The following is a 12,932-nucleotide window of genomic DNA, read 5'->3' on the forward strand; positions in this document are numbered from 1 at the left end:
GAGTAGACACCGTCGACCTGAGTGCCCTTGAACAGCGCGTCGGCGCCGATTTCGGCCGCACGAAGTGCAGCCGCCGAATCAGTGGTGAAGAACGGATTGCCGGTGCCGCCGGCAAAGATCACCACCTTGCCCTGGTTCATGTAGGCGGTTGCCTGGCGCTGTGAGAAACTCTCGCAGAGTTCGGGCATGGCAATCGCAGAAAGCACCACGGCGTCGACGCCGATCTTGTTCAATGACGTGCGCAGCGCCAGTGAATTGATGACCGTGGCAAGCATGCCCATGTGGTCGCCGGTGACGCGGTCACCGCCCTTGGAGGCAACGGCCACGCCGCGAAAGATGTTGCCGCCGCCGATGACGACGCCGACCTCGATGCCCAGTGCGCGGGCTTCGGCGATATCGGCGGCGATGCGATCCACCACCGAAACGTCGATGCCGAAATGCTGTTCGCCCATCAACGCTTCGCCCGACGCTTTCAACAAGACACGTCGGTAGAGGGGCTTCACCGTCATCTGGTCCTCGTCATTTTGCATGTGACGCGTTCCGGGTGGCTACCCTCGCGCAGGCGCCGCCCCGAAACATGGCGCGATGCCGTGTTCCGATACACGAAGGGCGCCGCGATGTCACGCGGCGCCCGAGCCGGAAATTCGAGATCGAGACGCTCAGCCAATCATTAGCTGACGCCGGCAAAAGCGCCCTCTATCAGCAGGTCCGGGAAGTAGCCCATCGGCTTGCCGCCGACCGCCTGGCCCCCGGTGAGGCCGCCCTGGATTTCCGGTCCGAAGAACGAATATGGAAACGGCGTGACTGGCCGGCTGACTGCGTCGAGCCGTACCAGAAGCTCTCGCGGAATCTCGAAATCGAGCGCGCCGAGATTGTCCTTGAGCTGATCCAGCCTGGTCGCACCGATGATCACCGAGGCGACACCTGGCCTTGTCGCCGCCCAGTTCAAGGCGATCTGGGCCATGCCGCGGCCAAGCTCGCCGGCAACCTTTTCCAGTTCGGCAACGATTGCCCAGTTGCGGTCGCTGAATTTCTGAAAGCCCGGATTGCTCGAGCCGCGCATCGTCTCCAGCCTGCCGCCGGCCTTATTGATTGTATCCGAACGATATTTGCCACTCAGAAGGCCGCTTGCCAGCGGGCTCCAGGCCATGATGCCGGCGCCGTAGCGCGTGCCGAACGGCACGAATTCATGCTCGATGTTGCGCTCGGCCAGCGAATATTCGAGCTGCAGCGCCGAAACCGGTTCATAGCCGCGTTGCTCGGCGACGGATTGCGCCCTGCTCGCGTACCAGGCGGGGACGTCGGAGAGGCCGACATGGCGGATCTTTCCGGCGCGCACCAGATCGTCAAGCGTCCGCATCACCTCTTCCGGCGACGTCAGCCTGTCCCAGGCATGCAGGATATAGAGATCGATATAGTCGGTACCGAGCCGCTTCAGCGAGCTTTCGACGGCGCGGATGATGTTCTTGCGGCCATTGCCGCCGGCATTCGGATTGCCCTGCTCCAGATTCATGCTGAACTTGGTGCTGATCACCGCCTTGTCGCGCAGGCCGCGCTCGGCGATGAACTCGCCAAGCCAGGTCTCGGAGGTGCCGCCGGTATAGGCGTCGGCGGTGTCGAAGAAATTCCCGCCTGCCTCGACATAGGCATCGACCAGGGCGCGCGCCGTCTCCTTGTCGGCACCCCAGCCCCATTCGGTGCCGAAGGTCATGGTCCCGAGTGCCAGGCGGGTGACTCGTAGCCCRCTGTTGCCAAGGGTGTAGTAGGACATGGTCATGATGTCGTTCCGATCCTGTTCAATGCTGATCCTGTCCGGGGGTCGCCTTGACCCACGGATTGCCGCGCTCATGCGTCATGCGGAATCTGAAGCCGTCCACCATCCAACCCGCGCCCGAACGGGTCAGGTGGTGTTCGTAAGTGCCCCAGACTTCCCAGAGCGGGTCGCCATTGCCTTCCATCCGGTTCCAGGCATAGCCATTGGAGGACACGGTCGCGGCGTCGCCGTCGATGGCGACCTGGTGGTTGGTACGAAGATGCAGGCTGGTCTTGCTGCCCCTGAGATTCGCTGCCCAGGTCCCGATCAGATCGTCCGAAGCGATGGTGGCCGAGGGCTGTCCGCTCAGGCTGCTGAAGTCGACGGTGACACGGTCGGCGAAATAGCTGCGGGCCAGCCGCCAATCCTGTGCATCGACGGCACGATCGATGGCATCGGCGATACGGATGACCGCGCGCTCATCGGCGGGCGTCATTTCGCGGGATGGCTCGGCTCCGCCGGCATCGACCGGCGCCAGCGCAATRCCCGCCGCGAAGGTCGCGTACTTCAATGCATTCATGTCTCTTCTCCTTTACGCATCGGCCGCCGCCGATCTGTTGGCGACAATGTGGGCCAGCCCGCCGGCGTCGAGAAGATTGCATTATCTGCACAGACTATGCGATATCATGCATGAATGGATCGCGACCTGCTCAGCCATCTTCCCGTCATCGTCGCCGTGGCGCGGCGTGGCGGCTTTGCGTCGGCCGCCGCGGAACTTGGCATGAGCCCTTCGGCTGTCAGCCACGCGGTGCGCCTTGTCGAAGAGAGGATCGGCCAGCCGCTGTTTGCCCGCACCACGCGAAGCGTTGCCTTGACTGAGGCCGGTGAGGCGCTTGTGGCGGCAGCGGAGCCTGCCCTGGAGGATATCGCGGATCGGATCGAGCGGATTCGCTCGGTGAAAGGCAGGGCGAGCGGCCTGCTCAAGATCAATGTGCCGCGCCTGGCGTTGCCGCTCGCCTTGATGCCCATCCTGTCGGCAATGGCCGAGCGCTATCCCGAGGTGACGGTGGAAGTGTTCACCGACGAGCGCCTGAGTGACATTGTCGGCGAGGGCTTCGACGCCGGCATAAGGCTGGGCGAGATGATTGCCGAGGATATGGTGACGGTGCGGCTGACCGAGCCGTTCCGAACGATCATCGTCGCCTCCCCCGCCTATGTTGGCCGCCACGGAAAGCCGCGAACGCTGGCTGATCTCTCCAGCCATAATTGCATCGGCTATCGGCTGTTGCGATCGCGCGCGCTCTACCGCTGGGATCTGTCCGACCAGGGCAAGGATATCGGCGTCGAAACGCGTGGCAGCGTCGTCGTCACCGATCCGCTGTCGGCGCGCGACATGGCGCTGGCCGGCATCGGGCTGGCCTATCTGTTCGAGCCGCTGGTGCGGGCCGATATCCAGGCCGGCCGGCTGATCGAGGTGCTGCGCGAAGCCGCGATCGACGAGCCGGGGCTGTTCCTCTATTTTCCCCGCCGGGCGTCGATGGCGCCAAAGCTCAGGGCTTTCATCGACACCGCACAAGAAATCGGCCGGGCATCCCTGCGGACACCCGGCCGATAAAATTCGTTAGAAGGACAGCTGCCGCGGCAGCTTACTTCTTGACCGCCGCCGCGACTTCCGCCGCGAAATCGGTCTCTTCCTTCTCGATGCCTTCGCCCAGCGCAAAGCGCAGATAGGCGGTGATCTTGGCCGGGGCGCCGATGTCCTTCTCGGCATCCTTCAGCGCCTTCTCGACGGTGATGTCGGGATTGAGCACGAAGGCCTGCTTCAGAAGGACGACTTCCTCGTAGAACTTGCGCAGACGGCCTTCGACCATCTTCTCGATGATCGCTTCCGGCTTGCCGGACTGGCGTGCCTGATCGGAGAAGATCGCCTTCTCGCGCTCGATTGCCGCCGGATCGAGTTCTTCGGTGGTCAGCGCCATCGGGCTGGTGGCGGCGACATGCATCGCGACCTGACGCGCAAACGCGTTGGCCGCATGCTCGTTGCCCGTGGTCTCGATCGCGACCAGCACGCCGAGCTTGCCAAGGCCATCGGCAACCGCGTTGTGGACGTAGGTGGCGACGGCGCCATGCGGAACGGTGAGCTTGGCCGAACGGCGGAAGCCCAGGTTCTCGCCGATGGTGCCGACGGCGTCCTTGATGGTGTCGGTGACCGACTTGTCCGAACCCGGATACTTGGCCGCTGCAACCGCGTCGGTCTTGCCGCCATAGGCGAGCGCGACCTTGGCCACATTGGCAACGATCTCCTGGAATGCAGCATTGCGAGCAACGAAGTCGGTCTCGGAATTGACTTCGACGACGGCAGCTTCGCGCGGGCCGGAATCGACGCCGATCAGGCCCTCAGCCGCGGTGCGGCCGGCCTTCTTGTCAGCCTTGGAAATGCCCTTCTTGCGCAGCCAGTCGATGGCCTCTTCCATGTTGCCGTTGGTTTCGTTCAACGCCGCCTTGCAATCCATCATGCCCGCGCCGGTCAAGTCGCGGAGTTCTTTGACCTGTGCAGCCGAAATGCTCATTGTCGCCTCTTTGTTTTAAATGCACCGACGCACCATCGAACCTCGATGATGCGTCTGTTTAGCGTGCCAAAATATGAGAAAGATGAAGGCCGCAACCGGCCTTCGATTGTTAAGCTTCGGGGGCTTCCGATGCCGGAGCCGGATCGAGAGCCGGTTCGACCGGAGCTTCGACCGAAGCGCCGATGTCGACGCCGAGTGCACCCTGCTGGCGGGCGATGCCGTCGATCGCAGCCTTGGCGATCAGGTCGCAATAGAGCTGGATGGCGCGGGCAGCGTCGTCATTGCCGGGGATCGGGAAGTCGATCTTGTCCGGGTCGCAGTTCGAATCGATGATGGCGACGACCGGGATGCCGAGGCGCTTGGCCTCGAGGATTGCGATCGCTTCCTTGTTGGTGTCGATGACGAACATCAGGTCGGGCGTCGAGCCCATGTCCTTGATGCCGCCCAGCGCCTTGTCGAGCTTCTCGCGCTCGCGGTCGAGGTTGAGGCGCTCCTTCTTGGTGAGGCCCTGGGCCTCGCCGGCCAGCATCTCGTCGAGCTTGCGCAGGCGCTGGATCGAGTTCGAGATCGTCTTCCAGTTGGTCAGCATGCCGCCGAGCCAACGTGAATTGACATAGTACTGGGCCGAACGCTGTGCCGCATCGGCGACGATGTCGGACGCCTGGCGCTTGGTGCCGACGAACAGCACGCGGCCGCCCTTGGCGACAGTGTCGGAAACCTGCTTCAGTGCCTGGTGCAGCAAAGGCACCGTCTGCGAGAGGTCGATGATGTGGATGTTGTTACGGGCGCCATAGATGTAGGGCGCCATTTTCGGGTTCCAGCGGTGGGTCTGGTGGCCGAAGTGAATGCCAGCTTCCAAAAGCTGGCGCATGCTGAAATCAGGCAGAGCCATTCTTAGTTCCTTTCCGGTTAGCCTCCACGGACACAGGCATTTTTGGACTTTGTCCTCGAACGCCACCGGAGGTTTCAGCCGGATTTCTCCCGGGCAGACACCAAAGTCCGTGTGTGGAATGAGCGCGCATATAGAGGGGATGCGCGACAAACGCAAGCCGTGTGGCGTTTCACCGCTCAGCGTGCGGCAATCAGCGCTCCTGTGCCGATCATCGCGCTGCCGGCAAACCTGTTCATCAGCCGCATGCGTCTCGGCGTCCTGAACCAGCCCGCAGCCCGCCCGGCAAGTGCAGCATAGATACCCATGGTGAGGATGTTGACGCTGATGACGACCGCGACCACCAGCAGTCCGTCGGCAAGGGTCATGGTGTTGAGGTTCAGGATCAGCGGCATGATCGAAGCATGGAACAGGATCGCCTTCGGATTGCCCAGCGCAATGGATGCGCCGAGGAAGAACGACCGTGACAATCGCGCCTGCGACGCCTGTGGTTCATCCGATTGCGTGGCGGCGGCTCGCCACATCCTGATGCCGAGGAAAACCAGATAGGTAGCGCCCGCGTATTTCAGCAGGAGAAAAACCCATTCGAAAGTCTGGGCCAACGCCACCAGTCCGAGCAACGCCAGGGTGACCAGCACGGCATCGCCGGCGGCGACGCCGACCCCGGCCACGAACGCACGAAGAAACCCGCGCGACACACCATTGGTTATGACCGCGAACATCGCCGGTCCCGGTGTTGCGGCTGCAAGCGTGATCGCGGCGCAATAAGCCAGAAATGCCGTTGGTGTCATCGCCGAGCCTTTCCATTGGGCACCCGCACCCGCCGGAAGATCGCGACGATCTCCTCGCGGCTGCATTCGAAAGCGCCGAGCCGCACCGCACGGTCGCGCTCGAAGCCGGTTATGTCATAGTGCGGCGCCGAAGTCTTGGGCGGCCCCTGATAGGATGAGCGCTTGAGGCCGAGTTGCGCGGCGAAGCGATGCAACTCGTCGGTGTCGTCAGCCATCAGATGGCACCAGCGATGGCCAGCCCAGTTCCAGATCGCCGCGTCGACATAGACTGCCATGAAGCTTGCTGTCTGCCTTTCATTCTTCGCAATCCGCCATTTTTCGCAAGCGAATGACGATCGGCCACATGGCCCGTGTGAATGTCAGTGACGATAGAATGGATTCGGATAGAAAATGAAGCTGCCACCGGCCGTAAGCTCAGCCACCGTGCTGGCGACTGTGGCCTGCATGCGACGGTGCAACTCGGCAACCGCATCGTCGACCGAGCCGGCATGCTCATGCAAGCCAAGTGGATCGGGTACCCGGATGTAGGCGCAGCGCGGTCCGGCCGGCTGCGGAATGAGCCGGTTCATCGTGTCGCGCAATCCGCTCCGGCAATAGTCGTTGCGGATCCGCTTCAGGTGCTCGGCGATCTCCTCCTGCGTGATGCGCGGATTGGCCGAGGCCCACGACCCGACGCGTTGCAGCCTCTGAATCGTGTCGGCGAGCGCGCGGACCTTCTTTTGCTCGTCCGCATCGCCGGTGTTTTCGCGCTGCGAACGACGCGCCAGCCTCAGAAGCTCGGTGGTGTCGGGGACGGCGGTGTCTGGAGAAATGGCCTGGCCAAGCCGACGGCTGAGTTCGGCGACCAAAGCCTTCTGGCGCCCGGCATAGCTCGCGCCCTCTTCGGATGACAGGCTCCACCCGGCTTCGTCGCGGGCCAGCAGCGTCGAATAGATATGGTGGATGCGCTGTGGCAGCGTGTCGGTCGCTTGGCGTTCTATTTTCAGGTTTTTCTCGACAAAGGTGCATTCCTTCGCCAGCGCCGCTTCGACATTCCTGGTGAAGACCAGTTTCCAGACGACCGGCGCGATCCAGACCTTGAAATCTGGATCCGTGGCCCGACCTCGCTTGAGCGCCTCAAGCCCCATCTCGACGGCGCCCGGCAGCAACGGCGCCACGATGTTGGCATGCCAGCCGACGCCGCCTTCTGGATGCAGCAGCACGCCATGGCCTTTCAATGCCCAGGCGACGGAGTGTTCCTTGGCTGCCCCGCTGTTGCCGGGAATCTGGGCGATCAGGTTGTTGGCCAGCCAGAATTTCTGCATCAGCCGGCCAAGCCCGTTGACGACGCCATTCGTTGCCCAGGACGCAGCAAGCGGGCTGACCTGCGACACGATCTCCTTGTCGATCATCCAGTCGGTGAAGAACTCGGGATGATTGGGCGTGATGAAGGTTGCCTTCCCCGCTCCRCAACTGGCCCTCAGCCGCTCGAGGTCGGCGTGGGGAAAATCGATATGGCGGACATTGGCGACGCCCCGCAGCCCGGCCAGGCGGTTGAAGGGTAAGATATCACGAAAACCCGGTATCCCCCGCAGCATGACGATCCGGTTGACTGTCGTCATGGCCCTGATCAGCGCCGGATTTGGCCTCGGCGCCACGAAGACATCGATCCTGCTCAAGCTGCTCCCCCCTTTGCGTCTCGACGCTGGAGGAAGTTGGGGAGCAATTACGGCGCGTTCAAGTCGTTTGCCACGACAACGCCGTGTCGTCGTGAGTCAAGTGGCCAGCTGAAGCACTATTTGGTCGGGCAGGTCTTCGCCTGGTCGAACAGCGAAAGATTGACCAGCTTGCCGGTCATCGAGAAGTCGCCATAGTCCATGACGAGGTCGCGGGTGATGCCATTCTCGTGCAGCTTGAAGCTGATCCGGTATTCCGGCACCTCTTCGCCTGTCTTGTCGGTGTCGTCGAAATAGGCGATGTCGACAGGCCAGTATTTGTCGGTGGCGAGCTTCGCCAATGCTGGGGCCTCCGGGTCGGCCTTGTCGGCATCGGTTTTCTTGCCGACGACGACCGTGGTCGTCATAACCTTGTTGGCGTCTTCGGAACCGTCGAAAAGGTTGGTTTCGTAAAAATTCTCGCCCTTTTCGGCTTTGCCAATCAGTTCGACCAGATGCTGAGTCGGAAATTGGGTCATGGCCAGTTCGAGGCTGTTCTTTTCGGGCTTGTCGATATCGACCTTCAACCCCTTGGTCTCTTTCGTGGCGATGCCCTTGACCTCCTTGTCGAGGTTCTGGTCGACGAAGGACTTCGTCACGAATGAAAAGGTCTTGCCTTCGGCGTCCTCGAAAGTGGTCGTCTGCTGGTCGGTCAGCTTCGTGTTCTCGTTGGTGACGATCTGGGTGACGAAACGGAATTTCACCGTATAGCCTTCACAGGCTGAGCCGTTGAACTCATAGACCATGCGGCCGGATATGCCAGTGATGCCGGATTGATCGGATGCCTTGTTGAGGGTGAGATCGTAAACAGCGCGGTGGGCTTGCAGCGCCGGCACGGCGAAAGCAGGGCCTATCGAGAACACCGCCGACAACAGGACGGCATTGAATGCAAGGCGCGTTGCGCGCATGAGGTACTCCGATCGTCGCGGCTGATGGCAGGCCGCATGGAAAGATGGTCCAGCTTAAAAAAAGTCGTGGCGGAAGCGAGGCAAAAATAGCAATTTCGGCCCGGCCAGCGCGGCGTCACCCAAGCAATAGGGAAATACCATGAGTGAAACAATCGAAAAGCGGCTAAGCGATCTGGGCGTGACGCTTCCTGTCGCCGCCGCGCCCGCCGCCAACTATGTGCCCTATTGCAGGACCGGCAACCTCTTGTTCACCGCCGGGCAGTTGCCTCTCAAGGACGGCAAGCTGCAGGCGAGCGGCCTGCTCGGTCGCGACGTCGACACCGCGGCCGGCAAGGACGCGGCAAAATACTGCGCGATCAATATCCTGGCGCAGGCCAAGGCCGCACTCGGCGACCTCGAGAAAATCCGTCGCCTGGTGAAGATCACCGTTTTCGTCGCCTCGACGCCGGATTTTGTCGAACAGCATCTGGTTGCCAACGGTGCCTCCGATTTCCTTGTTGCGGCACTTGGCGAGCGCGGCAAGCATGCCCGCTCCGCTGTCGGCACTGCCTCGCTGCCACTTAATGCCGCAGTGGAAATCGAAGCGGTCTTCGAAGTCGAGTGAGCCAGGAGACGACCATGACCGACCTATCCTGGCTGACCGCCCGGCCTGTCGCCCATCGCGGTTTCCACGACATGAACAAGACGCGATGGGAAAACACGCTTTCTGCCTTCGCCGCGGCGGCCGAGCGCGGCTACGCCATCGAATGCGACGTGCACCTGTCGCTGGACGGCGTTCCCGTCATCATTCATGACGACGATCTGCTGAGGCTGACCGGTCAGGACGGTTTCGTCTGGCAGCGTACCGCGGCGGAGCTCACGGCGCTCAAGGTCGGCGGCACGTCGGATCATGTACCGACGCTGCAGGAAGCGCTCGACCTGGTCGATGGCCGGGTGCCGATGGTCGTTGAGCTGAAAGGCATCCCGGGCCGCGACGAGGGTCTCGTGGCGATCGTCGGCAAGATGCTCAAGCGCTACAAGGGCAAGTCGGCTATCATGTCGTTCGACCACTGGCTGATCCGCGATTTTCCGAAACACGCGCCGGGCATTCCGGCCGGACTGACCGCCTACGGCAAGGACGTCAAGCTGATCGAGGCGCATTTCGCCATGCTGGCGCATGAGATCGCCTTCACCTCCTATGCCGCCGGCGACCTGCCCAACCGGTTCGTCAGCTTCGTCCGTGAAAAACTGAAAATGCCGGTCATCACCTGGACGGTGCATGACCAGCCGGCGGTCGACCTGACCTATAGATATGCCGACCAGATGACGTTCGAGGGATTCGAACCCGACCTGGTCAAAGTCGCCTGAAGTCGGTGTCTGAAACGTGACTTGTACCCGGCCGGACGGAGCTTAAGTAAGCCCCATGGATCAAGGCGACGATGGCGATGACCAGACGGCGAATGCGGACTATTTGATCCGCATCGCCGCTGGCATCGGCGCTTTCACCCCGGATGAGTGGAACAGCCTCAGCGGAACCACGAGTGGCGACGCAGAAAACGGCTACAACCCGCTTGTTTCATTCGCTTTTCTGAGCGCGCTTGAAGACTCAGGCTGCGCCGTGCGGCGCACCGGCTGGCAAGGTCATCATTTGCGATTGGAGACCGCGCAGGGTAAGCTGCTCGGGGCGGTCCCGTGCTATCTCAAATCGCACAGCCAGGGCGAATATGTGTTCGATCATGGCTGGTCGGATGCCTTCGAACGCGCCGGCGGCCGCTACTATCCAAAACTGCAATGCGCGGTGCCGTTCACACCGGTCACCGGCCCTCGCCTGCTGGTCACCAAGGGCGAGGATGTCGGCGCCGTCAAGGCCGGACTGGCGGCGGGCCTGAAGGCGGTCACGCAAAAACTGGGCGTCTCTTCCGCTCATGTCACCTTCGCCCAGGAAAGCGACGTGGAGGTGCTGGAAGCGGCAGGGTTCCTGCATCGCACCGACCAGCAGTTCCATTTCTTCAACGAAGGCTTTTCAACCTATGACGACTTCCTCGCCACCCTTGCCTCGCGCAAGCGCAAGGCGATGAAGAAGGAGAGGCGCGAGGCGCTGGCCAACGGCATCTCGATCGACTGGCTGACCGGCAAGGATCTCACCGAAAAGGCCTGGGACGACTTCTTCGCCTTCTACATGGACACCGGTAGCCGCAAATGGGGCCGGCCCTATCTCAGCCGCCAGTTTTTCTCGCTGATCGGCGAACGCATGGCCGACGACATCCTGCTGGTGATGGCCAAACGCAACGGGCGCTACATTGCCGGCGCCATCAATTTCATCGGCTCCGACGCACTCTACGGCCGTAACTGGGGCTGCATCGAGGACCATCCCTTCCTGCATTTCGAGGTCTGCTACCATCAGGCGATCGACTTCGCCATCGAGCGCAAGCTCAGGGTTGTCGAGGCCGGCGCTCAAGGAGAGCACAAGCTGGCGCGCGGCTACCGCCCGGTGACCATGCATTCAGCGCACTACATCGCGCACCCCGGCCTGCGCAACGCCGTTGCCGACTATCTCAGGCGCGAACGGCATGAGGTGGAGCGGATGAGCGAATATCTGGAAGAGCACACCCCATTCCGCAGGGATCTCGAGGAGTAGCGACCGGCCTGCCCCGATCGGCGGGGCGACTTTACCCGATCGTCTTGCCGACTTTCGACGGCTTCGCTACACAAAAAGGCACAATCCGGAGCGTTCGCCATGGCTGAGGCCGCCTATGACACCGACAACATCTTCGCAAAGATCCTGCGCGGTGAAATTCCCTCGCACCGCGTCTACGAGGACGAAGCGATCGTCGCCTTCATGGATGTGATGCCGCAGGGGCCGGGCCATACGCTGGTGGTGCCGAAGGCGCCGTCGCGCAACCTGCTCGACGCCGATCCGTCAACGTTCGGACCGCTTTTCACGGTCGTCCAGAAAGTGGCGCGGGCCGTCAAACAAGGGTTTGGCGCCGACGGCGTCACCGTCATGCAGTTCAATGAGCCAGCCTCGGGGCAGACCGTCTATCATCTGCATGTGCATGTCATCCCACGCTTCGACGGCATTCCCCTGAAGCCGCACACGGGCGGGATGGAGAAGCCGGAAGTGCTGGCTGAGAGCGCCGAAAAGATACGAGCGGCGCTGCGAAGCTGACGCCGCACCTCACTTTGCGACGAAGCAATTTTACCTGGCGGTGGTTTGAGCCAGTTGCTCGATCGCGCTCGGCCCAACGATCCCTTGCTCCAGCCGCCGGCGGATCGCATCGGCACATTGCGTGGGGCTCAGCAAGGAGGTGTCGACGTCCAGGTCGTACACGCCTGGCCGGTGCACCTCCTCCTGCCACAGACGCACGGGTATCGGCACGGGATCGCCGGGCGAGCCGGTCACATATCCCCGTGCCGCCTCACTGGCGGCGCGTCGTTGCATGATGATTGCAATCGGGCAGCGGACGCCGACGAACAGCACCGGCAGGCCAGCGAGACGGCGCGCGCAATCGGCGAGGCAATCGAGGGGTTTTGAATAGGCATCATGGTGGCCGACATCCGCCACGACGTTCAGCCCCAGCCGGCTATGGGCGGCGATCGATTCGTAAAGCGCGGCGTAGAAATCGGGCACCAGGCCTTCAAGGTCCGGACGCTCGCCGCCCGGCCGCAAGCCTATTCCAGGCCGATAGCGTGGTGGCGTGGCCTGTTCGTAAACGTCGACGCCGAGATTGATCCAGACACCATCAAGATTCTCCTGGACGGCCTGGACGATGCTTGATTTTCCCGATCGCGGCGCACCGTTCAGGATGACGATCTGCCCGGCCATGCGTCCCTCATTGCTCCAATGAAAAAAGCCCCGTCTCCGGGGCTTTTTCGACTTTCGCTAATGCATGTCGCCCAAAAGTGGCCCCGGTTTTGGGGCAGCGACATGCACAAAAAAGAAACTTAAAGCGCGTCGCCCGAATCCGTTTCGATGCGACGCGCTTTAAGGTCAGTTCTTTCTGGGCAATTGCGGCACGAGGCTGCGTTTGCCGCCGTCCTTGCCCTTGGCTTCGGGCTTCGGCGCCACCAGCTTCTTGGCCGCAGGCTTTTTCGCCACGGCCTTTGTGGGCTTCGGCGTTTCTTCCGGCTCTTCCTTCTTCGGCTTCACAGGCGCCTCGTCGGCGAGCGACTCGAGCTTCAAGCCGGTCTCGCCGGTTTCCTTCTTCTCGACTGTGACGCGCACCGTGCCGCCCTTCTTGAGCTTGCCGAACAGCACCTCGTCGGCCAACGGCTTCTTGATGTGCTCCTGGATGACACGGCCGAGCGGCCGAGCGCCCATGCGCTCGTCATAACCCTTGTCGGCGAG

At 62.2% G+C, this 12,932-nt stretch carries 15 protein-coding genes and 1 pseudogene; 5 read left to right on the forward strand and 11 right to left on the reverse strand.

Features of this window, described 5'->3' with window-relative positions:
- The 3 genes from ACXJ7R_RS13040 to ACXJ7R_RS13050 form a co-directional block, all read right to left on the reverse strand.
- The coding region (locus ACXJ7R_RS13040) for an amino acid kinase family protein (protein WP_457152205.1) at positions 1 to 509 on the reverse strand (509 nt) is incomplete at its 3' end.
- 161 nt (positions 510 to 670) lie between these two features.
- Positions 671 to 1,777 carry an aldo/keto reductase gene (locus ACXJ7R_RS13045; RefSeq protein ID WP_457152193.1) on the reverse strand — a complete coding sequence of 369 codons (1,107 nt, stop codon included), beginning with the start codon at positions 1,775 to 1,777 and terminating at the stop codon, positions 671 to 673.
- 19 nt (positions 1,778 to 1,796) lie between these two features.
- The gene (locus ACXJ7R_RS13050) at positions 1,797 to 2,333 is read right to left on the reverse strand and encodes a nuclear transport factor 2 family protein (protein WP_457152194.1); all 537 of its coding nucleotides are present in this window, start codon (positions 2,331 to 2,333) and stop codon (positions 1,797 to 1,799) included.
- A gap of 114 nt (positions 2,334 to 2,447) precedes the next feature.
- On the opposite strand from ACXJ7R_RS13050, the gene ACXJ7R_RS13055 reads away from it, so the two are divergent.
- Positions 2,448 to 3,368 (forward strand): LysR family transcriptional regulator, encoded by a 921-nt coding sequence (locus ACXJ7R_RS13055; protein WP_457152195.1) that lies wholly within the window; start codon positions 2,448 to 2,450, stop codon positions 3,366 to 3,368.
- Between the two features lie 31 nt (positions 3,369 to 3,399).
- Here ACXJ7R_RS13055 and tsf read toward each other — a convergent pair whose 3' ends face one another.
- The 6 genes from tsf to ACXJ7R_RS13085 all read right to left on the reverse strand — a co-directional run bounded on the left by tsf (position 3,400) and on the right by ACXJ7R_RS13085 (position 8,605).
- Entirely contained in the window at positions 3,400 to 4,323 is a 924-nt protein-coding gene (tsf, locus tag ACXJ7R_RS13060; protein WP_457152196.1) for a translation elongation factor Ts, read from the reverse strand.
- Positions 4,324 to 4,432: 109 nt separating this feature from the next.
- A complete protein-coding gene (rpsB, locus tag ACXJ7R_RS13065; protein WP_023777441.1) occupies positions 4,433 to 5,215 on the reverse strand; it encodes a 30S ribosomal protein S2 in 783 nt (260 codons plus the stop codon).
- Between the two features lie 176 nt (positions 5,216 to 5,391).
- Positions 5,392 to 6,003 (reverse strand): LysE family translocator, encoded by a 612-nt coding sequence (locus ACXJ7R_RS13070; protein ID WP_457152197.1) that lies wholly within the window; start codon positions 6,001 to 6,003, stop codon positions 5,392 to 5,394.
- Positions 6,000 to 6,278 (reverse strand): DUF4031 domain-containing protein, encoded by a 279-nt coding sequence (locus ACXJ7R_RS13075; protein WP_095081470.1) that lies wholly within the window; start codon positions 6,276 to 6,278, stop codon positions 6,000 to 6,002. The genes ACXJ7R_RS13070 and ACXJ7R_RS13075 overlap by 4 nt, the downstream gene beginning before the upstream one ends.
- Positions 6,279 to 6,362: 84 nt before the next feature.
- Positions 6,363 to 7,661, reverse strand: coding sequence for a hypothetical protein (locus ACXJ7R_RS13080; protein WP_457152198.1), 1,299 nt, complete (start codon positions 7,659 to 7,661; stop codon positions 6,363 to 6,365).
- A 116-nt stretch (positions 7,662 to 7,777) separates the two neighbouring features.
- Positions 7,778 to 8,605, reverse strand: a complete 828-nt coding sequence (locus ACXJ7R_RS13085) for a cell envelope integrity EipB family protein (RefSeq protein ID WP_457152199.1) — start codon at positions 8,603 to 8,605, stop codon at positions 7,778 to 7,780.
- A gap of 139 nt (positions 8,606 to 8,744) precedes the next feature.
- On the opposite strand from ACXJ7R_RS13085, the gene ACXJ7R_RS13090 reads away from it, so the two are divergent.
- The 4 genes from ACXJ7R_RS13090 (at position 8,745) to ACXJ7R_RS13105 (ending at position 11,753) form a co-directional block, all read left to right on the forward strand.
- Positions 8,745 to 9,209, forward strand: coding sequence for a RidA family protein (locus ACXJ7R_RS13090; RefSeq protein ID WP_457152200.1), 465 nt, complete (start codon positions 8,745 to 8,747; stop codon positions 9,207 to 9,209).
- Positions 9,210 to 9,223: 14 nt separating this feature from the next.
- Positions 9,224 to 9,952: a glycerophosphodiester phosphodiesterase gene (locus tag ACXJ7R_RS13095; RefSeq protein ID WP_457152201.1), complete on the forward strand. Its 729-nt coding sequence runs from the start codon at positions 9,224 to 9,226 to the stop codon at positions 9,950 to 9,952.
- A gap of 55 nt (positions 9,953 to 10,007) precedes the next feature.
- Entirely contained in the window at positions 10,008 to 11,222 is a 1,215-nt protein-coding gene (locus ACXJ7R_RS13100) for a GNAT family N-acetyltransferase (protein WP_457152202.1), read from the forward strand.
- Between the two features lie 99 nt (positions 11,223 to 11,321).
- Positions 11,322 to 11,753 carry an HIT family protein gene (locus tag ACXJ7R_RS13105; protein WP_457152203.1) on the forward strand — a complete coding sequence of 144 codons (432 nt, stop codon included), beginning with the start codon at positions 11,322 to 11,324 and terminating at the stop codon, positions 11,751 to 11,753.
- A 30-nt stretch (positions 11,754 to 11,783) separates the two neighbouring features.
- Here the strand turns inward: ACXJ7R_RS13105 and ACXJ7R_RS13110 are convergent, their stop codons facing one another.
- Positions 11,784 to 12,410 carry a chloramphenicol phosphotransferase CPT family protein gene (locus ACXJ7R_RS13110; RefSeq protein WP_457152204.1) on the reverse strand — a complete coding sequence of 209 codons (627 nt, stop codon included), beginning with the start codon at positions 12,408 to 12,410 and terminating at the stop codon, positions 11,784 to 11,786.
- Between the two features lie 165 nt (positions 12,411 to 12,575).
- Positions 12,576 to 12,932, reverse strand: a pseudogene (gene clpA / locus ACXJ7R_RS13115) (ATP-dependent Clp protease ATP-binding subunit ClpA); the annotation flags it as partial.

Source organism: Mesorhizobium sp. P5_C1 (assembly GCF_054049815.1).

Bases quoted from the DNA above. Each gene is read 5' to 3' on its own strand.
- ACXJ7R_RS13055 (WP_457152195.1), top strand. From the start codon at position 2,448: ATGGATCGCGACCTGCTCAGCCATCTTCCCGTCATCGTCGCCGTGGCG.
- tsf (WP_457152196.1), bottom strand. From the start codon at position 4,323: ATGAGCATTTCGGCTGCACAGGTCAAAGAACTCCGCGACTTGACCGGC.
- rpsB (WP_023777441.1), bottom strand. From the start codon at position 5,215: ATGGCTCTGCCTGATTTCAGCATGCGCCAGCTTTTGGAAGCTGGCATT.
- ACXJ7R_RS13070 (WP_457152197.1), bottom strand. From the start codon at position 6,003: ATGACACCAACGGCATTTCTGGCTTATTGCGCCGCGATCACGCTTGCA.
- ACXJ7R_RS13075 (WP_095081470.1), bottom strand. From the start codon at position 6,278: ATGGCAGTCTATGTCGACGCGGCGATCTGGAACTGGGCTGGCCATCGC.
- ACXJ7R_RS13085 (WP_457152199.1), bottom strand. From the start codon at position 8,605: ATGCGCGCAACGCGCCTTGCATTCAATGCCGTCCTGTTGTCGGCGGTG.
- ACXJ7R_RS13090 (WP_457152200.1), top strand. From the start codon at position 8,745: ATGAGTGAAACAATCGAAAAGCGGCTAAGCGATCTGGGCGTGACGCTT.
- ACXJ7R_RS13095 (WP_457152201.1), top strand. From the start codon at position 9,224: ATGACCGACCTATCCTGGCTGACCGCCCGGCCTGTCGCCCATCGCGGT.
- ACXJ7R_RS13100 (WP_457152202.1), top strand. From the start codon at position 10,008: ATGGATCAAGGCGACGATGGCGATGACCAGACGGCGAATGCGGACTAT.
- ACXJ7R_RS13105 (WP_457152203.1), top strand. From the start codon at position 11,322: ATGGCTGAGGCCGCCTATGACACCGACAACATCTTCGCAAAGATCCTG.
- ACXJ7R_RS13110 (WP_457152204.1), bottom strand. From the start codon at position 12,410: ATGGCCGGGCAGATCGTCATCCTGAACGGTGCGCCGCGATCGGGAAAA.